Source organism: Pseudomonas sp. HN11 (assembly GCF_021390155.1).
Taxonomy (GTDB): domain Bacteria; phylum Pseudomonadota; class Gammaproteobacteria; order Pseudomonadales; family Pseudomonadaceae; genus Aquipseudomonas.
The window spans coordinates 5,046,263-5,069,978 of record NZ_CP089985.1 but is presented as its reverse complement, the minus strand read 5'-3'; the positions used below and the strand labels follow the sequence as shown (position 1 = coordinate 5,069,978).

Here is a 23,716-nt window from a genome sequence, read left to right as displayed (position 1 = left end):
GCCTAGTGCCCTGCCGGCAGGTTTTTGTCCGGACTGATGGCAATGGGGGTGCCGTTATCCAGCTTCAGCTGGCCGGCGCTGACCACTTGTTCACCGGCCTTGAGGCCCTTGCTCACCAGCACCAGGCCGCCGCGTCGCTCACCGGTCTCGACGAAGCGTCGTTCGGCAATCAGCAGTGGCTTGCCATCGGCGTCCTTTTCCACCTCGCCGGCCTCGGTCTTTTTCTCGGCCACGGCGTACACCGAGTTGCCGTAGAGGGTGTAGGTGATCGCGCCTTCAGGCACCACGATCTGCGGGGCGGGGTTGGACAGTAGCACATCCAGGCTGGTGAACATGCCGGGCAGCAGCTTGCCCTCCGGGTTGGCCAGGGTGGCGCGCACCAGCACATTGCGCGTGGTGTTTTCGACCTTGGGGTTGATCGCGCTGATGCTGCCGGGGAACTGTTCGCCGGGATAAGCCGAGACTTCCACCTGCACGGCTTGCCCCAGGGCGACCTTGGGCACAGAGTGCTCAGGGATATAGAAATCGACGTAGAGACTGCTGATGTCCTGCAGGGTAGCGATTACTGTGCCACTGGCGAGGTAGTCACCCACGTCTACCTGACGAATGCCGATAGTGCCGCTGAACGGCGCAACGATGTGTTTCTTCGCCAACGACGCCTTGAGCTGATTGACCGTGGCCTTGTTCTTCTGCAGTTGCGCAGAGAGGCGATCGAATTCGCCTTTGGAGATGGCCTGGCTGCCCACCAGTTGGCTGCCGCGACCGTAGTCCAGTTGCGCCAGGCCGAGATCAGCCTGGGCGGTTTCCAGCAGCGCGCTTTCGACCGCGCTGTCGAGTTGCACCAGCGGTTGCCCGGCCTTGACCTTCTGCCCGGACTCGAACTGCACGTTCTTGACCGTACCGGCAATTTCCAGGCTCAAGTTCACCCCTTGCAGCGCCTTGAGCGTGCCCACCGAGGGTAAGCGCAGTTGCCAGGGGTGTTCAGCCGCCGTCGCGACCGCCACACTCACGGCCGGCTTGGGCTTGGAGAAAACCTGAATCTGCTGATAGATGGAAAAGGCTTTATAGCCCCCCAGCAGCAGGACGATTAGCAGGACGACACCCAACATGATCAGCATGCGACGGCGCAGCATATTCCGCTTCCTTGGAAAACTTTGGCAGACGTTTTTTTTGTAGAAGTGTAGTGGGTATTCCAGGCGGTGTTTATCACCGGTTACAGGGCCAGGACTGGCCCTGTTCAGAGGGGCGTCAGATCAGATGCAGATGGTTATCCCAGAGCCCTGCCGGCAATTCCAACGGTTTTGCTACCAGCTGTTTCTGGCGGCAATCGTAGAACCGGCAACGGCCTTGGCCCGAGGTCACGACAAACCCGTCCTCTACCGCACCGACACCGGCACAGTCGGGTAACGGCCCATCCAGATGCAACTCGCCACTGTCCATGTCCCAGATAAAGAAGCGGTTGCCCCGTGGAGCGGTCAATGCCACCAGGCGCAATTCACTGTGCACGGCGACACTGGCGGTGTAGTGTCCCATGGCCTGCAACTGCTCATCGGCCACGGGAAATGCCACGAATGGCTGGCCCGGCCGCTTGATCGCCAACAACTCGGAACGCTCCTGGGACGGCCCCATGAACTGCTGCCCGGTGAGGATGGTGCCATCGCTGGCGATTCCCATATGGCGCACGCTGTTCATCTGCTGGCCGAGGGTTTCCTTGCTGATCAGCGTACCGTCGCGGTGCATCAGCACCAGGCTCGGTTCCATGGCGTTGAGGTTCATTTCCACGCGGCTTTCGGCTTCGGTGCGAATGCCGCCGTTGGCCACCACCAGGGTTTCGCCATCGGGCATCCACGACACCTGATGCGGGCCGATACCGTGGGTGGAGATCTCGCCGGTATGCACCAGCCGCTCGCCTTCGAACCTGTATACGCCGAGCAGGCCACGACCGGGGTCGGTCGTGTCGTTCTCGGTGGCGTACAGCCAGTCGCCGCTCTGGTGGATGACCGCGTGGCCATAGAAGTGGCGATTGGCCTTGGAGGTGATGGTTTGCAGCAGCGTGCCATCCCGCAGGTCGATCAGGTAACTCTCGGTGCCCGGACGACGGGCGACAAACAGCGCAATCGGCAGCGTCGGGTGGTTGATGATGTCGTGGCAACGCTGGCCGACCTGGGTGGCAAACACCTGCTTGCCGTCCAGGCGATAGCCCACGGCGTAGTGCTTGCCGTCTGCGTCATCCCGCGCCGAGAGCAGCAGCGGGCCCTTGTCTTTACCTTTGAACAGCGTCCAGCCACCCAATGTGAGCGCACTGAGCAGCACGCTGCCTACGGCCAAAGCTTGTCGCCTGAGCATCATCAGTCACCGTCGTTGGCGTTAAAGCCCAGTTGGATGCCCAGCGCCTTGGCCAGTTCGCCTTCGTGCAGGCGGTGGACGACGTTGAGGCTGTCGTAGATATCGTTGAGCTGCTGGCGTCCGGCGTCGTCGGCCAGCAGTTCATTGAGGGTGCGCTGGTTGCTGGCGAACAGTTTCAGCGACGCGGCATAGGCGGCGTCAATCTTGTCGGCCAACGGCTTCTGCTCGGACGGCAGCAGGCCACGCAAGCCTTTGTTGTCGACGCCGACCCATACGGTCTGGGCCGCCGCGAGGCTGGCTTCCAGGCTTTGCAGGGAGGACTGGCTGCGCCACGCATCAGCCTGGAAGGGCTGCGGGATGCCCTTGGTCTGGCGACCCATCGGCGTGCCAAGTTTCTTTTTCAGGGTGTCCAGTGCGGTCACCTGGACGCGCAGCAGATCGGCAATGGCTTCGTGGGAATCGGCATAGCGCTGATTCGGAAACGTGCTCATCTGCGCCAGCATGCCGTCGGTGCTGTTCCAACTGGCCAGGATCTCTTCGGCCAGGGCCTTCTGACGGTCGCCGATGGCCACCAGCAGCGGGCAGTAACGGGCTTTTTGGGCGTCGTCGGCGAGGTCGGTCCTGGCGTCGTAGAGGATGTATTCGTAGGCGGACAGGCCTTGTACCACCACGCTGGATTTGGCCAGGGCGGCGCCGTCGATCTGCGGCTGGCTGGCGACCAGTTGTTCGACCTGACGCCCGACCAGGTTCTTCTTGTCCGGCCAGAACTGGACCTGCCACGAACGGTTGCCCTCGGCCAACGGGCCGATCAACAGCGGTTGCAGCTCGGCCCAGGCCTTTTGCGCGTGCAGGAAGTCTGCACGGGCCGTGTCCAGGCTCTCCTTGCCTTGGCAATAGGCCAGGGCGCTGACGGCCAGTTGGCGGTCGGCTTCGACCCAACGGCTGTAGGTCGGCAGGATCACTTGCTTGGCGATGGCCGCCGAGGTCACCGCTTGCGGGTCTTGCGGCGAGCAGGCGCCGAGGGCAAGCGCGGCCAGGCTGGTGAACAACAACTTGGGACGGAACATGTCGAGCTCCCTTCTGTAATTGGGGCGAAGCTTATAAAGAATTCAGGAACGCCAGCAACGCGGCGCGCTGTTCGGCATTAAAGGACAACACGTGTTGCTGCGCCGCTTGTGCTTCACCGCCGTGCCACAGCACGGCTTCCAGCAGGTTGCGAGCGCGGCCGTCATGCAAGAACTGGGTGTGGCCACTTACGGTTTGTGTCAGGCCGATGCCCCACAACGGCGGCGTGCGCCAGTCACGGCCACCGGCCTTGAATTCGCTGCGGTTGTCGGCAAGGCCTTCGCCCATGTCGTGCAACAGCAGGTCGCTATAGGGGCGGATCACCTGGTTGGCCAGCTCTGGTTCGGCGGCATTGGCCGCCGTGGTGAACACGGGCTTGTGACAGCCTTGGCAGCCGGCTTGGTAGAACAGATTTTTACCGGCCAGGACCTGCGGTTTATTCACGTCGCGGCGCACCGGCACAGCCAGGTTGCGGGTGTAGAACAGCACCAGACGCAAGATATTGTCGCTGACTTCTGGCTCGCCATCGGGGCCATTGCCGTTGGGGGCCTGTTTGCAGGCGACTTGCGCATCGGTGCAGTCATCGAAGGGTCTCAGGGAGGTGGTGAGGCCCATATCACCAGAAAACGCGTGAACATTTTGTTGATTGAGGTTGGGCTGCCCGGCTTTCCAGCCGAAACGCCCCAGCACGGTTTTTTGCTGGGCGTCGTCCCAGACCCAGTTGGCGCGGCCGACGATGGCTTCTTTGTCAGCGGTCTTGGGGTCGGTGTTGCGCAGGATATCGGCGTCGCTGATGGCTTCGAGCAGGCCCAGGCCGATCATTGGCGGGGCGACGCGCGCGGAGAAGCGTGTGTCCGAATGCATCGGGCCGTAGCCGAGTTGGGTGATTTGCAGGTCCGGCTTGCGTAGTTCAATCACCGTGCCGTCTTTGAAGGCCACGTTGACCGGCGTGTAATCGACCCGCACTTTGCCTTCAGGCAGCACGCCCGGCACGGCCATGTCCTGCAATTGCCCGCCGTAGACCGGTTCGGGCACCACGCCAAGCTGTTCGATGAGCTTGGCATAAGGTGCTGCATCCGGAATCGACAGGCGCACCAGCATCGACACCGCATTGGCCGCGTCGGGTAACGGCGGATGCCCGCGACCGTCCTTGATATGGCAGTTCTGGCAGGCATTGGTGTTGAACAGCGGGCCCAGGCCATCACGCGCGGTGGTGGTGGACGGCGCGATCACCCAGGGGCTGCGAAAAAAGCTGTTGCCCACGCTGAAATCCAGGCGACGGGTGGGCGACAGGTTGGCCGAGGGCAGTGAAAATGCGTTCTGATCGCGCTTGTTCACGGTCGCAGCACCGCCGGCCCGTGACTCACCCGGCTCGGCCTTGGTAAACCTGGGCGCGTCATCGCAGGCGGTCAGGCTCAAGGCCAGCACGGCTGCGGACAGGCGAAAAAGCGAACGGAACATCGAGTTTCCCGGACGAAGGCGAAAAATAAGGTCGCAAAGTCTAACAGGGCAGGGCGCAATGAATAAGAGCAATTATCGTTTGGTCGAACCCGATTCAATCCCGCTAGAATGGCCGCACATTTTTCTCAGGAGGTGGCCAATGCAGGCTCTCGACGCTTTGCTCAACCGTGTTTCCGTGCCGCGTTTGCTCGAGCCGGCACCGACCCAGGAGCAGCGCGACGTGCTGTTCGCCGCCGCCATGCGGGCGCCCGACCACGCTCAGTTGCGCCCTTGGCGCTTCCTCACCGTTGAAGGCGCCGCCCGCGAACAGATGGGTACGCTGCTGGCCGAGGCTGCGCGCCTGCAAGACGCCGATGCGCCGCAAGCCGCCATCGACAAAGCCCAGAACGGCCCATTGCGCGCGCCGTTGGTCGTGGTGGTGATTGCCTGTTTGCAGGAGCACTTCAAGGTGCCGAAATCCGAGCAACTGCTGGCTGCGGCCTGTGCGGCCCACGGCATCCTCCTGGCGGCGTATGCCCAGGGGATTGGCGCCGTGTGGCGCACCGGTGAATTGTCCTACTCGGCCCATGTCGCCAAAGGCCTGGGGCTGACGGCAGACGAGGAAGTGATTGGCTTCCTCTACCTGGGGACACCGCAGAACCCGCCGCGCACAGCGCCCAAGGAAGATGTGGCGGCGTTTGTCAGTGCCTGGACCGGCGTTTAAACCCTGAACTGATCCATCAGTTTCATCTGCTGGCTGGCCAACGCGTTGAGTTGGCTGCTGATGGCCGCCGACTCGGTGGCCTGGCCGGTGAGCGTTTCGGTCACAGTGCGGATCGCCGAGACGTTGCGGTTGACCTCTTCGGCCACGGCGCTCTGTTGTTCGGCGGCGCTGGCGATCTGCAGGTTCATGTCGCTGATCACGGTGACGGCATCGCTGATCTTGCCCAACGCCTGCACCGCCTGATGGATCTGCCCGGCATTGCTCTGGGCCTGGCTCTGGCTCGAATGCATGGTCGCCACCACGCCACGGGTGCCGCTCTGGATGCGTTCGATCACCAGGCGGATTTCCTCCACGGAGTCCTGGGTGCGCTTGGCCAGGTTGCGTACTTCGTCGGCCACTACCGCAAAGCCACGGCCACTTTCCCCGGCGCGTGCCGCCTCAATGGCAGCGTTCAGCGCCAGCAGGTTGGTCTGCTCGGCGATGCTGCGGATCACTTCCAGCACCGAACCAATCTGCTCGCTGTTGACTGCCAAGGCTTCGACTTCGCCTACGGCCTTGCTGACTTCTTCGGCCAAGGAGGTGATGTCGCGGGTGCTCTGCTCAATGATCGACATGCCTTCGCGCGCTGACTGGTCAGCACCCCGTGCCGCGCTGGCCGCATTGGAGGCACTGTTGGCGACGTCATGGGCAGTGGCGCTCATCTCATTGGACGCGGTAGCCACCTGGTCGATTTCGCGGAACTGCACCTGCATGCCTTCGCTGGTCTGGCGTGCAATGGCCGATGACTGATCGGCGGTGCCACGGGCTTCGGTGATGCTGTGCTTGATCTGCGCGATGGTCGGTTGCAGCTTGTCGAGGAAGCGATTGAACCAGTTCACCAGTTCTCCGAGTTCATCTTTTTTGGTGTAGGCCAGGCGTTGAGTGAGGTCGCCGTCGCCGCTGGCGATGTCCTTGAGCATGGCGGCCACGCTGTTGATCGGACGGGTCACGCCGGTGGCGGTCAGCCAGATCAGCAATAAACCCAGCAGGCCGGCAGCGGCGCCCACCAGCAAAGCCTTGAGGGTGCCGCTGGCCTGGGCTTCATCGAGTACGCCCTGGAGTTTGTTGGCATCGGCAAGCATTACGTGTCTAGGCAGCTTGATCACCACGCCCCAAGCTTTCGCGTCGGTAATGGGCTTGACCGAGTAGACCGCACGAATGGTATCGCCCTGTTCGCGGTTGACGCGACTGTCACTGGCCAGCAATTGCACGATTTCCTTGCCTTCGGCGCCAAGGGTGTCGATCAGGTTTTTTCCGACCCTGGCCGGCTCGCCGCTGTAGGCGGCAATCACCCCGCTGCTGGAGATGATTTCCAAATGCGCGGCGCCTTGGAACAATTCCTTTTGAGCTGCGTCGGTGAGCGCTTGCAGACTGTTCAGAGCGATATCGACCCCCACCACGCCGATTACGTTGCCGTCCACGATCAACGGTAGGGAGATAGTGGTCATCAGCACGGGTTTGCCCGCCACGGTGTCTTCGTAGGGGTCAAGCAGGCAGGTGCTGCGGGTATCCCGAGGGCAGGTATACCAAATGTTGTAGGGCGTACCGCTGAGGTTGAGGGTGGTCTTGGTCAAGTCATCTTCGACCATGATGGTGTTCAGGCCTTCACCACCGGCGCGGCTCCAGTAACTGGAGAAGCGGCCTTTTTCGTTGGACACGCGGGCTTTGTCGTCAATGAATTCGCTGTCCTTGCCATCCAGTCCATTGGGTTCGAATGACAACCAGATACCCAGCACTTTGCTGTTGCGCTCGAACGTGGTCTTGAGGCTCTGGTTGAGTTCTTCCCGCAAGGCGCCGGGTTCCAGCGAGCGCTTGGCCGCCAGGGCGCGCAGGTCCTTGACCTGGTCGGCGAGGGCCGTCACCACCAGCAGGTTTTCGCCAAAGGTTTTCTGCAATTGCACGGCCTGTTCGGCGGCTTTGGATTGCAGCAGGCTCTGCACGCTATTGGTGAGCATTCGCGAGCTTGAATCGCTGATCAGGCGGTCGTTCTGGTCGGTTTCGTAGAGGTTGATGCTGATGATCAGCGCGATCACCCCCAACAGGCAAAGGCCTGACAGCAGCACTATTTTCAAGCGAATGGAGAGGGTGTCGAACATAGGTTCACTCATGAATGGACTTGTTGGAAAGCACGCAGTGCAGGCCAAGTCCATTCAGCGCTATGTCTGAAACATCGGCGCCACATATCAATTCATGAGATAGAGGCGATGAGCGGTCGGAGAACCCACGCGCGCAGCGTTATACAGGGGCTGCAAGCCGTTCCGGACGTGACCAGATCCACAGGTTGCCCAGGCTCATCCCGGCAATTGCCAGGTAGATCGGCCAGCCGTGATCGAGCATCACCAGCATCAGGAGGGCGCACAGCAGCATGCTCACGGTGGCACTGACTTTGGCCCGGCGGGCGATGATCTTGCCGTTGCGCCAATTGAACAGGATCGGTCCGAACAGCCGGTGGTTTTCCAGCCAGGCGCTGAGGCGCGGTGAGCTTTTGGTGGCGGCCCAGGCGGCGAGCAGGATGAATTCGGTGGTGGGCAAACCCGGCACGACAATCGCCACCAGCCCGATGCCCAGGCTGACGTAGGCCAGCAGGCCGAAGAGGATCCGGGCGATTTTCGAGGTGGATTGGATTTTGCCGGTCATGGGAGCATGCAGAGTAGATAAAAAACAGCTTGGAATGTGGTTTAAATGTGGTATCGCATTCCAAGCGAGGGATCAGGCCAGTTCAGGGGCGCTAGCGTACGCCTGTTCCAGCAAGACGGTGAAGCGTACAAATGCGTCGATCGCGCCTTTTTCCACGGCGGCTTCTTCTTCGGCACTGAATTCCATGGCGTCGAGCGTACGGGTGAAGCTTTTCCAGCCTTCGGCACGTCCACCGGCCGGCTCACCCAGGTGACGGGCACCGAAGGTTTCGCTCAGGCCCAGGCCAACGGCGCGCTTGATCAGAAATGCGGCGCCCAGCTTGGAGCCTTCGGACACGAACAACCAGCCCAGGGCTTCGGCCTTGCTTGGGTTTTTCACGGCACCGGCGACCGGAGCGGGCACGTCGGTGTCCAGGTCGCCCAGGTCCAGCTTGGCGGCTTCGGCGCGGCAGCGTTCGGCCAGGTCCGGCACGATCTTGATCAGTTCGGCATCGTTGTACAGGTCGACCAGTTCCGACTGGAACAGGTACTGCGCCACCACGAAACGGGCGAAGTTGGCTTGGGTTTCAAACGGGGCGTGGGCTTTGACCAGGGCGTCGAGCTTGGTGTGTGGCTCGTTAGTGATCTGGTTCAGGCGCTGGGAGCGTAGGCTTGGGCGTTCTGCGGTAGGAGAAGCGGTCATGAAAAAGTCCTTGAGAAGGGGGGGCGCCTGGGTGCCCTAAAGAGAGCTGTTATCAACTAGACGAACAAGAAGACGCGGCACAGTAAAAAATCCTCACCTCATCGATGAAATTTCGGTGAGGCGAGTGGGGCGGATTAAATGTCCCAGACCAGGTTGATCGCAAAGTTGCGGCCCGGCTGGGTCAGGCGGTCGAGGTTGGCCGGGGAGGTCACGCCCGCTTCGCCGACACCGTCGTAGCTGCGTACGTCGTCCCAGTTCCAGTACTTCTTGTCGGTGAGGTTGTAGAGGCCGCCATTGATGGTCACGTCCTTGGTGACTTTGTAGAAACCGGTCAGGTCGAGGACGCCGAAGCCTGGGGTTTTGAATGGGCCAGTGGTGCTGCCGTCAGGCGCGTGGAAGGTGGTGCTGTCGACGCGGTTCTGCTTTTTCACCAGGGTCCAGCTCAGCAGGCCGCCGTAGTTGCCCTGATCGTAGCCCAGGCCGAATACGCCCTTGAGCGGGTTGACGCTGTTGAGCGCCTCGCCGTTATCGTCGTTGCGGCCATAGGTGTAGCCAACCGAACCCTGGGTATACAGGCCTTGCGGTGCGCCGAACGCATCGAGGTTCAGGCGACCTTTGGCTTCGATCCCCTTGATGGTGGCGTGCTTGATGTTGTTGGCTTCGAATTGCTGTGATGTACCGCCGGCGACGGAGGCGTCTTCGTCGATGAAGTTGCGGTATTTGTTGTAGAACACGGCGATATCAAACGAGCCGGAATCGAAGTTGCCGCGAATCCCGGTTTCCACGCCCTTGCTGCTTTCCGGCTTGAGGTTCGGGTTGGGCTCGACGGTGTAGCCCTGTTGCAGGTTTTCAAAGCGGCCGTACAAGGCTTTGGCCGACGGCGTGCGGAAGCCTTCGGCGTATTGGCCGAACCAGGTGTAATGATCGGTCAGCGCATAGGTCAGGCCGAATTTCGGCGTGACACGGTGCCAGGTTTTTTCCTTGTCACTGTGAGCGTAGATCCGCGTTGGGTCGACGGTGTTGAGGAACTCTTCAGTCAACTTGGGTTTTAGTCGGGTGTAGTCGTAGCGCACGGCAGGCAGGAAGGTCCATTTGTCCCAGGTGATCTGGTCCTGAGCGAACAGCGAGTAGGTGTTGATGGTCGGGTCCGGGAAGTCGCTGGCTTTTCTCACGCTGTCGCTTGCAATCGGGCTGGGCGCGCCGATGGCCGTGCAACCGCCGCCAACAGCCAGGCAGCTGGCTGCGCCTTCACGGGAGCCGGTGACTTTCTGTTGTTTGAGGGTGGTGCCGTAGGTCAGTTGGTGATCGGTTTCACCCAGGCTGAAGGCCTTGTTCAACTGTGCGTCGAATACCCACTGCTTTTCTTCATAAAGGGTTTCGCGGGTGCGCAACACACGGCGTGAGGGCTGATAGATCTCGGCGGTGGTCTGGTCAGTCTTGGCGATCTGGTAGTTAAGGCGGGTCTTGATCTGATCGGCAATCGGCGAGTCGAGGGCGAAGCGGTTTTCGATGCCAAAACGCTCGCGGGTAATGGTGTCGTTGCCCGACCGCGCACGGTAGAAGTTGAAGCCGCGCCCGCCGGTGAACGGTCCGCCCACGGCACTCTTGAGGTTGACGTCGCGATCGTCCTTGAATTTCTCGTAAGTCAGGCCCAGTCGGTTGTCATCGCCATAATTCCAACCCAGTTTGGCCAGCACGTTGGTCGTGCGTGCATCCTCGGGGTTGGCACCGGTACGCGCCAGGCCCGTGGCGTTGTTGCCATCGTAGGATTCCATCTCGTGGCCGTTGCGCTGGCTCAGGTGCAGCAAGCCGTCGAAGTCCTGCACGCGACCGGCGACGGTGCTGGAGGTCAGCCAGCTTTCGTCGGCGGAGCTGTAGCCGGTTTTCAGGCGGGCGCCGACGTCCTGGCCAGGCTTGATGATGTCGTCCGGGTCGAGGGTGAAGTAACTCACCGCACCGCCGATCGCGCTGCTGCCGTACAGGGCCGAGGCCGGGCCGCGCAGGATCTCCACGCGCTTGACGATTTCCGGGTCGACGTAGTTGCGGCGGGTCTTGGCGTAAGGGCCGTTGAAGAAGTTGTCCGGCACTTCCACGCCATCGACCTGGGTGAGGATGCGATCGCCGTCGATGCCGCGAATGTTGTAGCCCGAATTGCTCGAGCGGCCACCGGCACCGCCTACCGAGACGTTGGGTTCGTAACGCACCAGTTCACGGATGGTATTCACGTTCTGGCGGTCCAGCTCCTCGCGATCATGCACGCTGACGGTGCTCGGCACGCTGTTTACATCCTGCTCGTTACGGGTGGCGCTGATGGTCACCTGTTGCAGGTTGAGGGTGCTGCCCGCTGAGCGTTTTTCCAGGACGATAGTGTTATTGCCCAGTTTGCGGTAGCTCAGGTTGGTCCCCACCAACAGCCGGTCCAGGGCTTTTTCCGGCGACAACGGGCCGCGTACGCCAGGAGACGACACACCCTGGCCCAGCTCCGCGGGCATGCCGACTTGCCAGCCGGTCACAGCGGTAAACGCGTTGAGTGCCGAGACCAGCGATTGCTGCTCGATGCTGAAATTGTAGTTGCCGTGGCTGCGGGGAGCGGGTTCGGCGGCAGTGGCCGCCATGACAGGCGCAACGGCCAGCAAGATGGCTGCAGTCAGCAAGGACAAAACGGGCGAAGAGGACCGGCGGTTGAAACGAGAGGACATCGAGAGCGCTCCGGAGTACGAGTCTTATAGTTGCGAACTGAAACAAATAGGAATCAGTTGCATTGGCTAAGACGAGACGTACCACCCTCAGCTATCGAGTAAAAATAATTCTCATTTAGTTCAGGATCACCAGCGCCGGGTATTCCGACAGCTTCGCCGAGGTGATGTGGGCCAGTGAGCGCACCACGTCCAGAGGCTGGTCGAGGCGGTAATTGCCGGTGACGGCGACGCTGGCGAGTTGGTCGTTGGTGTTGACGATCCAGCCGGGGTAATAGCGACGCAGCTCGGCGAGCACTTCGCTCATCGGGCAGTTTTCGAAGATCAGCCGGCCTTGTACCCAGGCCAGGTCCTTGTTGGCGTCCAGCTTGGCCGGCTGGCCGAAGCCCTTGGGCCCGATGCGGATACTCTCGCCGGCGCGCAGACGCACGCGGGCATCGTTGAAGGTGTTGCTCAGGTCGACATCGCCACGTTGCACCTGTACCTGGGCTTCGCCATTGAGGTAACGCACGGCAAACGCCGTGTCGCGCACGCTGGCGCGCACGGGACCGGCGTCGATCTCCAGGGGCAGGCCGTGGTTGGGCACGATTTCGAAAAATGCCTCGCCCTGATACAGGCGGGCGATACGCTGGTGATCCTTGATGTTGCTGGAAAACGCCGAGTTGGTGTTGAGCAGTACCTTGGAGCCATCGTCCAATTGCAGGCGCTGGCGTTCGCCCACCACGGTGAGGTGGTCGGCTTGCAGGCGCATCGGCAGGTTGCTGAAGCTGAACAGGCCGATCAGCAGCACGGCGGCGGTGGCCAGCGGTTTACAATGGGGTTTGATCCGGCGCCAGGCGCTGGGTTTACGTGGCGCGGCCAGTGCGACGGCGGCGCTGTGTACCGGCGCACCACCCCAGGCGGCCTGGGCCTTGGCGAAGGCGTGGACGTGGGCGGGATCGTCGGCCAACCAGGCTTCGAACTCGGCCTGCTGCCCTGGTTGCGGGCGTTGCAAGGCGATCAGCCAGTCGAGGGCTTGGTCCATAGCCGTGTCTTGCAGCACCTCATGAGCCAGCTCATGGGGGCGCAGTTTATTCGGGTCCGTCACGGTGTCCCTCGGGTCTTCGCCACGTTCTATTCAACTTTCCTACCGTTTGGGTCGACGTTTCTGTGGGATGAAGCTTAAGGCCGATCCAGCCGGTCGGCCACACCTACACAGATGGCCATGATCAATTTGAGTTCCTTTTGCACGGTGCTCAAGGACACTTCCAACTGATCGGCGATTTCCTGATAGCTGCAGCCGTGCAGGCGGCTGAGGATGAAAATCCGCTGTTGGCGGGCGCTCAACTGGCCCAGGCTGACACTCAGGGCCTCAAGCATTTGCTCGGCCTGGGTGGCATCTTCGGGGGTGCTGATGGGGGCGGCGACGCTTTGCAGGACGTCCAGCGGAACATCTTCCTGCAACGTACGGGCCTGGATCCTGCGCGCACGCAGGTGATCCAGCGCCAGGTTGCGCGCGGTTTGATAAACGAAGGGTTCGAGGTGGTCGATCGGCCGTTCACTGAGGGCCCGGGTAACGCGCAGGTAGGTTTCCTGCAACAGGTCCTCGGCGGTGCTGTGGTTATTCACCATCCGCTGCAAGGTGCGAAGCAGAATCACCCGTTGGGTGAGAAAGACATGGTTGAAGCGAGATTGGCTCACAGTGATACCAGACCGATTTGCAGTTAATGATAATGCTTATCATCAACTCAATTGGCAAGTGGCTATTTCTGTGAGCCTTTACCTGAGGATTACTCGGCGTTACACAGCGCCAGGCAGTTATCCAGCATACGGTTGGAGAAGCCCCATTCATTGTCGTACCAAGCCAGCACTTTCAGCAATTTACCGCTGACCTTGGTGTGATTGGCATCGAAGATCGACGACAACGGGTTGTGATTGAAATCGCTGGAAACCAGCGGCAGGGTGTTGTAGCCCAAAATCTTCGAATGCTGGCTGGCATCCTTGAGCAGCGCGTTGACCTGTTCGGCAGTCGCTTCTTTCTTCAACTGCACGGTGAGGTCCACCAGCGACACGTTGATTACCGGTACACGCACCGCCATGCCGGTCAATTTGCCCGCCAGTTCCGGCAGTACCAGGCCGACGGCTTCGGCGGCGCCGGTCTTGCTCGGGATCATGTTCTGGGTGGCCGAACGCGCGCGGTACGGGTCGGTGTGGTAGACGTCGGTCAGGTTCTGGTCGTTGGTGTAGGCGTGAATGGTGGTCATCAGGCCGCTTTCGATGCCCAGCTCGCGGTGCAGCACTTGCGCCACAGGGGCCAGGCAGTTGGTGGTGCACGACGCGTTGGAGATGATCTGGTGGGATTGACGCAGAATGTCATGGTTCACACCGTAGACCACGGTCGCGTCCGCACCCTTGGCGGGTGCAGAGATGATCACCTTGCGTGCGCCGGCGGTAATATGGGCGGCAGCCTTGTCGCGGTCGGTGAACAGACCGGTGCATTCGAACACCACGTCAATCGTGAGCGCAGCCCACGGCAGGTCAGCCGGGTTGCGAATGGCACTGACTGCAATCCGGTCGCCATTGACGGTCAGACTTTCCTGATCGTGGGCGACCTCTGCGTCGAAAGTGCCATGCACGGTGTCGTATTTGAGCAGATGAGCATTGATCGAACTGTCGCCCAGATCATTGATGGCGACGATCTGCAAATCCTGGCGGTAGCCTTGGGTATACAGTGCGCGCAGGACATTACGGCCGATACGGCCAAAACCATTGATTGCGATACGAAGAGTCATTGGAAAGTGCCTGTCGTCGATTTGTTGTAAGAATTACAAGATTATTCGCATAAAAATAGAAAACAAGCCTTTTTAGTGGCAATATTTTGTTCAATCTACAACGAGTGACCTGAATCAACTGGTCCGATGATCCAAACGACTCCCTGCCATCCCATGCGCTGCGGGCGTTTGATCAGCATAGACACTCAGGTCGCCACATCCGTTAGCCTGGAGTTCTACACATGCATCCCCGCGTTCTTGAGGTCACCGAACGGCTTATCGCCCGCAGCCGCGCCACCCGCGAGGCCTACCTTGCGCTCATTCGCGGTGCAGCCATCGACGGTCCGATGCGCGGCAAGCTGCAATGCGCCAACTTCGCCCACGGCGTGGCCGGTTGCGGCACTGAAGATAAAAATAGTCTGCGCATGATGAATGCCGCCAACGTGGCAATTGTTTCGTCATATAACGACATGCTCTCGGCACACCAGCCGTACGAACATTTCCCCGAACAGATCAAGAAGGCTCTGCGCGAAGTCGGCTCGGTCGGCCAGTTCGCCGGCGGCACCCCTGCGATGTGCGACGGCGTGACCCAGGGCGAGCCTGGTATGGAGCTGAGCCTGCTCAGCCGTGAAGTCATTGCCATGTCTACGGCGGTAGCGCTGTCCCACAACATGTTCGACGCCGCGCTGATGCTGGGCATCTGCGACAAGATCGTCCCTGGCCTGATGATGGGTGCGCTGCGCTACGGCCACCTGCCGATGATCTTCGTACCGGGCGGCCCGATGCCGTCGGGCATCTCCAACAAGCAGAAAGCCGATGTGCGCCAGCGTTACGCTGAAGGCAAGGCCACTCGCGAAGAGCTGCTGGAATCGGAGATGAAGTCCTACCACAGTCCCGGCACCTGCACCTTCTACGGCACCGCCAACACCAACCAGTTGCTGATGGAAGTGATGGGCCTGCACTTGCCGGGCGCCTCGTTCGTCAACCCGTACACGCCGCTGCGCGATGCGCTGACCCGCGAAGCCGCGCACCAGGTCACGCGTTTGACCAAGGCCAACGGCAGCTTCATGCCGATCGGCGAGATCGTCGATGAGAAGTCCATCGTCAACTCGATCATTGCCCTCAACGCTACGGGCGGGTCCACCAACCACACCCTGCACATGCCGGCCATCGCCATGTCGGCGGGCATCATCCTCACCTGGGACGACATGGCTGACCTCTCCGAGGTGGTGCCGACCCTGTCCCACGTGTATCCAAACGGCAAGGCCGACATCAACCACTTCCAGGCAGCGGGCGGCATGTCGTTCCTTATTCGCGAATTGCTCGAAGCCGGCCTGCTGCACGAAGACGTCAACACCGTGGCTGGCAAGGGCCTGAGCCGCTACACCCAGGAACCGTTCCTGGTGGACGGCGAGCTTATCTGGCGTGACGGCCCTATCGAAAGCCTCGACGAAAGCATCCTGCGCCCCGTGGCCCGCGCGTTCTCGCCGGAAGGCGGATTGCGCGTGATGGAAGGCAACCTTGGTCGTGGCGTGATGAAAGTGTCTGCCGTAGCCCCTGAGCATCAGATTGTTGAAGCACCGGCGGTGGTGTTCCAGGACCAGCAAGACCTGGCCGACGCGTTCAAGGCCGGTCTGCTGGAGAAAGACTTCGTTGCCGTCATGCGCTTCCAGGGCCCGCGCTCCAATGGCATGCCCGAATTGCACAAGATGACGCCGTTCCTCGGTGTCTTGCAGGACCGTGGTTTCAAGGTTGCACTGGTAACAGACGGGCGTATGTCCGGCGCGTCGGGTAAGATTCCCGCTGCGATTCATGTCAACCCCGAAGCCCAGAGCGGTGGGCCACTGGCGCGGGTGCGCGATGGCGATATCATTCGCGTGGATGGCGTGAAGGGCACCTTGGAGCTTAAGGTGGACGCCGGAGAATTTGCAGCGCGCGCGCCTGCCACGGGCCTGTTGGGCAATAACGTGGGGGCCGGTCGCGAGCTGTTTGCATTTATGCGCTTGGCCGCAAGCTCCGCAGAGCAGGGCGCCAGCGCCTTTACCTCTGCCTTGGAGACGCTTAAGTGAAGCTTGCGCTGGTCGGTGATATCGGGGGCACCAACGCCCGTTTCGCGTTGTGGCGCGATCAGGAACTGCATTCGATCCGCGTGCACGCCACGGCGGATCATTCCAGCCCTGAAGACGCGATCAAGGTTTACCTGAAAGAGGAAGGCCTGGAAATCGGCGACATCGGTGCGGTGTGCCTGTCGGTGGCCGGGCCGGTGAGCGGCGATGAATTTAAATTCACCAACAATCACTGGCGCCTGAGCAAAACTGCGTTTTGCAAGACGTTGCAGGTCGATGAGCTGCTGCTGGTCAATGACTTCTCGGCCATGGCACTGGGCATGACGCGCCTCAAGCCGGATGAGTTCCGTGTGGTTTGCGAAGGCACGCCAGAACCATTGCGCCCGGCGGTGGTAATTGGCCCGGGCACTGGCCTGGGTGTCGGCACCTTGCTGGAGCTCGGGGCTGGTCGTTTTGCGGCGTTGCCGGGGGAGGGCGGGCATGTTGACCTGCCCCTGAGCAGCCCGCGTGAAACCCAGCTGTGGCAGCATATCTACAACGAGATCGGCCATGTCAGTGCCGAAACCGCCTTGAGCGGTGGCGGGTTGCCGCGTCTGTACCGTGCCATTTGCGCGGTCGACGGCCATACGCCGGTGCTGGAAACCCCCGAGGCCATCACCGCCGCAGGCCTGGCCGGCGACCCGGTGGCGATGGAAGTATTGGACCAGTTCAGCATCTGGTTAGGCCGCGTCGCCGGCAACAATGTACTGACCACCGGTGGACGCGGTGGCGTGTATATCGTGGGCGGGGTGATACCGAGGTTTGCCGATTTCTTTATCCACAGTGGCTTTGCCAAGAGTTTTGCGGACAAAGGCTGCATGAGCGACTACTTCAAGGGCATTCCGGTGTGGTTGGTGACGGCCCCTTATTCCGGTTTGACCGGGGCTGGCGTCGCGCTAGAGCAGGCCTTTGCATAGTTAGTTATGGCCTCTTCGCGAGCAAGGGCAGCAAATGACTTAAGCTTGGCCATAACAACAAGGAGGACCCCGTGAGCGTAATCAGTAAATCGATTCTCCTCGTCGACGATGACCAGGAAATCCGCGAATTGCTGCAGACCTACCTCAGTCGCGCCGGTTTCCAGGTGCGTGGCGTACCGGATGGCGCGGGGTTCCGCCAGGCGATGAACGAGGCGCCGTGCGACCTGGTCATCCTGGATGTGATGTTACCGGACGAAGACGGTTTCAGCCTTTGCCGCTGGATCCGCCAGCACCCGCGCCAGGCGCAGGTGCCGATTATCATGCTCACCGCCAGCTCCGACGAGGCCGACCGCGTGATCGGCCTGGAACTGGGCGCCGACGACTACATCGGCAAGCCCTTCAGCCCCCGCGAGTTGCAGGCGCGGATCAAAGCCCTGTTACGTCGCTGCCAGTTTGGCCAGGAACGCAGCAGTGGCGGCGAAGTGTTGGTGTTTGATGAATGGCGCCTGGATATGATCAGTCATCGCTTGTTCCATGTGGATGGCGAAGAAGTGATCCTGTCCGGCGCCGATTTCGCCTTGCTCAAATTGTTTCTCGACCATCCGCAACAGATCCTCGACCGCGACACCATCGGCAATGCCACCCGTGGCCGCGACCTGATGCCGTTGGACCGTATTGTCGACATGGCCGTCAGCCGCCTGCGCCAGCGCCTGCGCGATACCGAAAAACCCCCGAGGCTGATCCGCACGGTGCGTGGCAGCGGATATCAACTGGCAGCCAGCGTGGTTGCCGGCAATGCCCACTGAACATTTGACCGAGCACCGTCGCCGCTTTCCGGTGCCACGCTCGTTGCTAGGGCGCATGTTGATGCTGACGCTGCTGGCCGTATTGTTCGCCCAGGCGCTGTCCAGCGTGATCTGGGTGTCGCAATTGCGCGCCACTCAGCTCGAAGGCCTGGTCACCAGCGCCCGCAGCCTGGCGCATTCGATGACCGCCAGCGTGAGTTATTTCCGTTCGTTGCCGGTGGCCTATCGTCCGTTGGTCCTCGATCAATTGCGCAGCATGGGTGGCACCCGCTTCGTGGTAACGCTCAATGATCGCCCGTTGGACATGGCCATCCTGCCGCAGACTCCGCGTAAACAAGCGGTGCTTGAGGCGGTCGATGCGGTGTTGAAGCAGACGCTTGGCGCCGATGTGCACATGTCGGTGGAGTTCGTCAGCGCCGAAGACCTGCGTATCTTTAACGCCGGCCTGAAACTCGATGAGCTGCCGCGTTCCTGGGCCCACTATGCACTGACCCTGGAGCCGGTGAACCCGCCGGTGCTGGTCACTCAGATCCAGCTTGCGCCCGGCGAATGGCTGTACATCGCCTCGCTGTTGCCCGAGCCCTACACCAGCCTTGAAGAACAGGGCCTGCCGTCCCAGCAGGTGTGGTTTATCGTGCTGACCAGCGGTTTCCTGCTGTTGTTCATCGGCTTGCTGGTGCATTGGCAGAGCCGGCCGCTCAAACGCCTGGCGCGGGCTGCGCGGGACATGTCCCTGGGCGCCGACGTAGAGCCGGTGGCCGAAGGCGGTGGCAGTGAAGTGGTGGAAGTGGGCCGTGCGTTCAATGCCATGCGCGAACGCATCAGCCGTTACCTGACCGAGCGCAGCCAGCTGTTCAGCGCGATTTCCCACGACTTGCGCACGCCGATCACCCGCCTGCGCCTGCGTGTGGAATTGCTGGAAGACGAGAACCTGCAAACCAAATTCGGCCGTGACCTGGATGAGCTGGAGCTGTTGGTGAAGGGCGCGCTGCAATGCGTGAAGGACACGGATATCCACGAAAACATCGAGCCCGTGGACTTGAACCACGTGCTCGACTGCCTGGTGGAGCCGTACCTGGCGCCGAACGGTAATGGCCGGGTGACTCAGCATGGTCGAGCGTTGACAACCTATCCGGGCAAGCCGCTGGCGCTCAAGCGCTGCATTGGCAATCTGATCGATAACGCTTTGAAGTACGGGCAGAACGCGCATTTGCAAATCGAAGACGATGGTGTGGAGTTCATTCTGCACGTGGATGACGAAGGCCCCGGCGTGCCCGAGCAACGCCTGGAGCAAGTGTTCGAACCGCACTTCCGCCTGGCCGGGCAACAGCAGGGCTATGGCCTGGGATTGGGGATTGCGCGCAACATTGCCCATAGCCATGGTGGGGAAGTGAGTCTGCAGAATTTGCGTGAAGGTGGGTTGCGGGTGACGTTACAGCTTCCGCGCACCCTCGACTAAATGCTCTGGCGTAACCGGGCCAAGTCACGCAACGGCGGCGCACCAAACAGCCGGCTGTACTCCCGGCTGAACTGCGACGGGCTTTCATACCCTACCCGATAGCCGGCGGCCGAGGCTTCCAGCCCTTCGGCAATCATCAACCGCCGCGCCTCCTGCAAGCGCAGTTGCTTCTGGTATTGCAGCGGGCTCATGGCGGTGATCGCCTTGAAGCGGTGGTGCAGGGTCGAGACGCTGAGGTTCACTTCCCTGGCCAGGTCATCGATACGCAGCGGTTGCTCGTAGTTGCCGTTCAACCACTTGATCGCCTGGCTGACCCGATGGCTCTGACTGTTGGCCACGGCAATTTCATACAGCCTATAACCCTGCGGGCCGCGCAGCAGGCGGTAGAGAATCTCGCGGTTGATCAGCGGCGCGAGCATGCCAATGTCTTTGGGTGAGTCCAGCAGACGCGCCAGGCGCAGCACGGCGTCGAGCAGTTGGCCGTCGATGCGGTCGACATACATGCCACGGGAGGTGGGACGTGACGGCACGCCCATTGGGCCCGCTTCTGCGATCAGGGCCGTCAGTTGCGCCGGGTCGATATTGATGCGTACCGACAGGTTCGGGTCTTGCGGGGTGGCATCGATGATCCGCCCGGCCACCGGCATCGCCACCGAGAACACCAGGTAATTGAGCGGGTCGTAGGCAAAGATCTCGTCGGCCAGGCGCACTTCCTTGCTACCGCTGGCCAGAATGCACAGGGCGGGCTCCACCAACACGGGCATGAAGTCACGTGGCGTGTTGTGGCGGTTCAAAAACAACGTAGTGATGGCGGTACCGTAGGAGCCGTCCTCCCAGGTATGCCGGTGCACGATGCTGGCCAGTTCGGCGCGCTGTTTTTCCATCTCGGCATCAAGGGGGATGGCTTTGTGTTCGGGCGACGACATGGAGCGTCCTCTACTGGCTACTTCGATGGGCTCAGCTTAGCGGCAGCTTTTCAAAAATGTTACGTCGATCCTGCACAATCCTTGCCTGATCCTGCGACGTATCGTGAATCAGGCAATTGCAGGGCCTGTCCTCTCCCTGAAATAAGGCTTTGGTGCATGGAATAAAACCGGTAGGCCAAACGTCTCCCCTACGCTTCTCGCAGGATTGTGCAATAAGCCGACAGGAATTGACTAACCGCGCCCACACCCGCGCCGTTATCTTTAATCCTGTGGCAACACGCCCTCACTGTGCTTGCCGAGCATCACTTCTCAACGGGAGAGTCGAACATGTCCACCCCCATTCCCGCGAGCCATATGGCCTTTATCCGCGCCCGCACCGGGTGCAGCACCGAACTCGGTGCACGCTTGAGCAGTTTGATCGAACCGGGCCGTCAGGCTCAGGGTTGCCTGCAATTCTCGTTGCAGCATTCCCAGGTTGACCCCGATGTGTGGCTGGTCTCGGGTTTCTGGAGCAGCGAGCAGGCGATGAGTGCCTACTTCAACTCTCCAGCCTTGATGATCTTTACCGAGCTGTTGAATGACATGGTGGTTCGCAGCATGGACTTCCAGACCTTTACCGACGCATCCGCTGCACATGCCTACGGCGAATACCTGCAACTCGCCGGTTAAAAGGTAGAATGGCCGACTTTCCATTGGCCAGGACCTGCAACATGGCACGTAGACAATTTGCCCACCACGAAGCCGTTTCCGCCGTAGTACCGGGGGAGGGTGGCTACAGCGCCGCTGTCGCCGTCAAGGCACTGGATGGCATGGGCGCACCGCAGTTTCACAAGATCCTTGAAGGACAAACGTTCAAGACCGCCTCCGACGCCGATGATGCGGCCACCCTGCAGCTTGAGCGGTTGGTCGATGTCGACGAAGAAGGGCAATTGGCCTGGGCGGCTGAATCCTAAGCCTTTGGGCGATGCATCTTGAACAGGGCCTCGGGGCCCAATTGGAAGTAATCCGCCGGGCCGCCACCGCGCAGTATCGGCTCGGCGGCGGCGGTGTCGTAGATGCCATCCTTGAGCAGCCACTTGGCAATGTGCACCGCGACTACCTCGCCCAACACCAGCCAGCTGGGCACCAATGCCTTGTCAGCTCTCTGAAGCTGGATGATCTGCGTCACCTTGCACTCGAACGACACTGGGCTCTCGCCTACCCGTGGCACGCCCACGATTCTCGACGCCACCGGTGTCAGGCCGGACAAGTCGAACTCATTCACCTCGGGTGATACCGGGGCACAACTCTGGTTCATCTGCTCGGCCAATGGTCGGGTCGCCAGGTTCCACACAAACTCGCCGGTCTGTTCGATATTGTTCAGGCTGTCTTTGCGTCCGACACTGGAAAACCCAATGATCGGCGGAATGTAGTTGAATGCGTTGAAGAAGCTATAGGGCGCCAGGTTCAGGCGGCCTTCACTGTCTTGGGACGAGATCCAGCCAATCGGCCGTGGGCCGATAATGGCATTGAAGGGGTCGTGGGGCAGGCCGTGGCCGTTGGCGGGTTCGTAGAAATGGATGTCGTCGGACATGGCCGGGTTCTGCTCTCGATTTCGGGACCCGCATCATACCCAATGTGGGAGCGGGCTTGCCCGCTCCCACAGTTTTTACCGCTTCGGTTCTTTAGTCGGTGGTGATGCGCGAGTGTTTGCGCGTGTCCTTCATGGTCACATACACCACCAGCGACACCGCGATACACGCGGTCACATACCAGTAGTAACCGGTTTCCATGCCGATGCTCTTGAACCACAGCGCGATGTATTCAGCGGTGCCGCCAAAGATCGAGACGGTCAGGGCATATGGCAGGCCCACGCCCAGGGCGCGGATTTCGGTCGGGAACAGTTCGGCCTTCACCACCGCGTTGATCGAGGTGTAGCCGCTGACGATGATCAGCGCCGCCATGATCAGGAAGAACGCGCCCCACCAGCTCTGGATAGTGTGCAGAGTGGTGAGGATCGGTACGGTGAACAGGGTGCCGAGGATGCCGAAAGCGATCAGGATCGGGCGGCGGCCGACTTTATCCGACAGCCCACCGATGATCGGTTGCAGGCACATGAACAGGAACAGCGTTGCCGCCGAGATGGTGGTGGAGTCGGAAATGCTCATGCCGACGGTGTTCACCAGGTATTTCTGCATGTAGGTGGTGTAGGTGTAGAAAGCCAGGGTGCCGCCCATGGTCAGGCCGACCACGGTCAACAGTTCCTTGGGGTGGCGCATCAAGGTGCGCATGGCGCTTTCCTTGGCTTTTTCCTTCTTGGTGAACGACTCGGTTTCTTCCATGCCGCGCCGCAGGTACAGCGCAACCACCGCACACAGCGCGCCGATGGCGAACGGGATGCGCCAGCCCCAGGCATACAGCTGCTCGGTGGTCAGCAGTTGTTGCAGCACGATCAGCACGGCCAGGGCGATGAGCTGGCCGGAGATCAAGGTCACGTACTGGAAGCTGGAGTAGAAACCGCGGCGTTCCTTGGTCGCCATTTCGCTGAGGTAGGTGGCGGAGGTGCCGTATTCGCCGCCGACCGACAGCCCCTGCAGCAAACGGGCAAACACCAGCAGGATTGGCGCGCCGATACCGATGATTTCATAGCCGGGGCTCAGGGCAATCAGCAGCGAGCCGAAGCACATCAGGTAGACCGAGGCCATCAGGGCTTTTTTACGTCCGACTTTGTCGGCGTACAAGCCCATCAACCAGCCACCGATCGGGCGCATCAGGAAGCCCACGGCGAAGATCGCGGCGGTGTTGAGCAATTGCGCGGTGGTGTCGCCTTTCGGGAAGAAGGTCTTGGCGAAGTACAACGAGAAGGCGGCGTAGACATACCAGTCGTACCACTCGACCATGTTGCCGACGGAACCACTGAAAATCGATTTGATGCGGCTGGAAGTAGTGCGCTCTTTCGTCGGCGCGGCCGCCGACCCCAGAGGCAGGGCGTTGGAGTTATCCATTGAAGGATCCTTCATCTAGTTGTTTTTATGGAGCGGCGCGTGCGCAGCCTGGTTCGAGCTATAGCAGGAGCTGTGCCAGGTGGATGAAGGCCCGGAGTAGAAGGGTTACCGGTTTTTTTTAAGCGGAAAGCCGCTGATGAT

General features: G+C 60.9%; 21 protein-coding genes and 1 pseudogene. 7 read left to right on the top strand and 15 right to left on the bottom strand.

The window, feature by feature from the left end; genetic code table 11:
• Positions 1 to 2: 2 nt before the first annotated feature.
• From LVW35_RS23190 to LVW35_RS23175, 4 genes are all read right to left on the bottom strand, one after another.
• Positions 3 to 1,133, bottom strand: a complete 1,131-nt coding sequence (locus tag LVW35_RS23190) for an efflux RND transporter periplasmic adaptor subunit (RefSeq protein WP_233892201.1) — start codon at positions 1,131 to 1,133, stop codon at positions 3 to 5.
• 115 nt (positions 1,134 to 1,248) lie between these two features.
• A complete protein-coding gene (locus LVW35_RS23185) occupies positions 1,249 to 2,346 on the bottom strand; it encodes a DUF1513 domain-containing protein (protein ID WP_233892200.1) in 1,098 nt (365 codons plus the stop codon).
• Between the two features lie 2 nt (positions 2,347 to 2,348).
• On the bottom strand, positions 2,349 to 3,413 hold the full coding sequence (locus LVW35_RS23180; RefSeq protein ID WP_233892199.1) for an imelysin family protein: 1,065 nt from the start codon (positions 3,411 to 3,413) through the stop codon (positions 2,349 to 2,351).
• Between the two features lie 31 nt (positions 3,414 to 3,444).
• Positions 3,445 to 4,872, bottom strand: a complete 1,428-nt coding sequence (locus tag LVW35_RS23175; protein ID WP_233892198.1) for a di-heme oxidoreductase family protein — start codon at positions 4,870 to 4,872, stop codon at positions 3,445 to 3,447.
• A 139-nt stretch (positions 4,873 to 5,011) separates the two neighbouring features.
• Here LVW35_RS23175 and LVW35_RS23170 point away from each other — a divergent pair, with 139 nt between their 5' ends.
• The gene (locus LVW35_RS23170) at positions 5,012 to 5,575 is read left to right on the top strand and encodes a nitroreductase family protein (RefSeq protein ID WP_233892197.1); all 564 of its coding nucleotides are present in this window, start codon (positions 5,012 to 5,014) and stop codon (positions 5,573 to 5,575) included.
• Here the strand turns inward: LVW35_RS23170 and LVW35_RS29265 are convergent.
• The 8 genes and pseudogenes from LVW35_RS29265 to gap all read right to left on the bottom strand — a co-directional run bounded on the left by LVW35_RS29265 (position 5,572) and on the right by gap (position 14,399).
• Positions 5,572 to 6,327, bottom strand: coding sequence for a methyl-accepting chemotaxis protein (locus tag LVW35_RS29265; RefSeq protein WP_442799695.1), 756 nt, complete (start codon positions 6,325 to 6,327; stop codon positions 5,572 to 5,574). The two genes, LVW35_RS23170 and LVW35_RS29265, sit on opposite strands and share 4 nt — an antisense overlap.
• 102 nt (positions 6,328 to 6,429) lie before the next feature.
• A pseudogene (locus tag LVW35_RS29260) lies at positions 6,430 to 7,569 on the bottom strand (PDC sensor domain-containing protein); the annotation flags it as partial.
• 280 nt (positions 7,570 to 7,849) lie between these two features.
• A complete protein-coding gene (locus LVW35_RS23160) occupies positions 7,850 to 8,251 on the bottom strand; it encodes a YbaN family protein (protein WP_233892196.1) in 402 nt (133 codons plus the stop codon).
• A gap of 72 nt (positions 8,252 to 8,323) precedes the next feature.
• The gene (locus LVW35_RS23155; protein ID WP_233892195.1) at positions 8,324 to 8,932 is read right to left on the bottom strand and encodes a biliverdin-producing heme oxygenase; all 609 of its coding nucleotides are present in this window, start codon (positions 8,930 to 8,932) and stop codon (positions 8,324 to 8,326) included.
• Between the two features lie 134 nt (positions 8,933 to 9,066).
• Entirely contained in the window at positions 9,067 to 11,631 is a 2,565-nt protein-coding gene (locus tag LVW35_RS23150; protein WP_233892194.1) for a TonB-dependent receptor, read from the bottom strand.
• A gap of 115 nt (positions 11,632 to 11,746) precedes the next feature.
• Positions 11,747 to 12,715, bottom strand: a complete 969-nt coding sequence (locus LVW35_RS23145; RefSeq protein WP_233892193.1) for a FecR family protein — start codon at positions 12,713 to 12,715, stop codon at positions 11,747 to 11,749.
• 74 nt (positions 12,716 to 12,789) lie between these two features.
• Complete coding sequence (locus LVW35_RS23140) at positions 12,790 to 13,308, bottom strand: RNA polymerase sigma factor (RefSeq protein ID WP_233892192.1); 519 nt, start codon at positions 13,306 to 13,308, stop codon at positions 12,790 to 12,792.
• 89 nt (positions 13,309 to 13,397) lie between these two features.
• Positions 13,398 to 14,399, bottom strand: a complete 1,002-nt coding sequence (gap, locus tag LVW35_RS23135; protein ID WP_233892191.1) for a type I glyceraldehyde-3-phosphate dehydrogenase — start codon at positions 14,397 to 14,399, stop codon at positions 13,398 to 13,400.
• 221 nt (positions 14,400 to 14,620) lie between these two features.
• Here gap and edd point away from each other — a divergent pair, with 221 nt between their 5' ends.
• From edd to LVW35_RS23115, 4 genes are all read left to right on the top strand, one after another.
• Positions 14,621 to 16,447 carry a phosphogluconate dehydratase gene (gene edd, locus LVW35_RS23130; RefSeq protein WP_233892190.1) on the top strand — a complete coding sequence of 609 codons (1,827 nt, stop codon included), beginning with the start codon at positions 14,621 to 14,623 and terminating at the stop codon, positions 16,445 to 16,447.
• Positions 16,444 to 17,400 carry a glucokinase gene (locus LVW35_RS23125; protein WP_233892189.1) on the top strand — a complete coding sequence of 319 codons (957 nt, stop codon included), beginning with the start codon at positions 16,444 to 16,446 and terminating at the stop codon, positions 17,398 to 17,400. Before edd ends, LVW35_RS23125 begins: the two co-directional genes overlap by 4 nt.
• A gap of 71 nt (positions 17,401 to 17,471) precedes the next feature.
• The gene (locus LVW35_RS23120; protein WP_016975493.1) at positions 17,472 to 18,206 is read left to right on the top strand and encodes a response regulator; all 735 of its coding nucleotides are present in this window, start codon (positions 17,472 to 17,474) and stop codon (positions 18,204 to 18,206) included.
• Positions 18,207 to 18,237: 31 nt separating this feature from the next.
• Complete coding sequence (locus LVW35_RS23115; RefSeq protein ID WP_233896540.1) at positions 18,238 to 19,665, top strand: ATP-binding protein; 1,428 nt, start codon at positions 18,238 to 18,240, stop codon at positions 19,663 to 19,665.
• On the opposite strand, the gene LVW35_RS23110 is transcribed toward LVW35_RS23115, so the two are convergent.
• Complete coding sequence (locus LVW35_RS23110; RefSeq protein WP_233892188.1) at positions 19,662 to 20,591, bottom strand: AraC family transcriptional regulator; 930 nt, start codon at positions 20,589 to 20,591, stop codon at positions 19,662 to 19,664. The two genes, LVW35_RS23115 and LVW35_RS23110, sit on opposite strands and share 4 nt — an antisense overlap.
• Before the next feature lie 327 nt (positions 20,592 to 20,918).
• On the opposite strand from LVW35_RS23110, the gene LVW35_RS23105 reads away from it, so the two are divergent.
• Both LVW35_RS23105 and LVW35_RS23100 read left to right on the top strand, forming a co-directional pair.
• Complete coding sequence (locus LVW35_RS23105; protein WP_016975490.1) at positions 20,919 to 21,260, top strand: antibiotic biosynthesis monooxygenase family protein; 342 nt, start codon at positions 20,919 to 20,921, stop codon at positions 21,258 to 21,260.
• A 41-nt stretch (positions 21,261 to 21,301) separates the two neighbouring features.
• Positions 21,302 to 21,544, top strand: a complete 243-nt coding sequence (locus LVW35_RS23100) for a hypothetical protein (protein ID WP_233892187.1) — start codon at positions 21,302 to 21,304, stop codon at positions 21,542 to 21,544.
• On the opposite strand, the gene LVW35_RS23095 is transcribed toward LVW35_RS23100, so the two are convergent.
• Both LVW35_RS23095 and LVW35_RS23090 read right to left on the bottom strand, forming a co-directional pair.
• Positions 21,541 to 22,164, bottom strand: a complete 624-nt coding sequence (locus tag LVW35_RS23095) for a flavin reductase family protein (RefSeq protein WP_233892186.1) — start codon at positions 22,162 to 22,164, stop codon at positions 21,541 to 21,543. The genes LVW35_RS23100 and LVW35_RS23095 overlap by 4 nt on opposite strands.
• Before the next feature lie 91 nt (positions 22,165 to 22,255).
• Positions 22,256 to 23,575: an MFS transporter gene (locus LVW35_RS23090; RefSeq protein ID WP_233892185.1), complete on the bottom strand. Its 1,320-nt coding sequence runs from the start codon at positions 23,573 to 23,575 to the stop codon at positions 22,256 to 22,258.
• Positions 23,576 to 23,716: the final 141 nt, after the last annotated feature.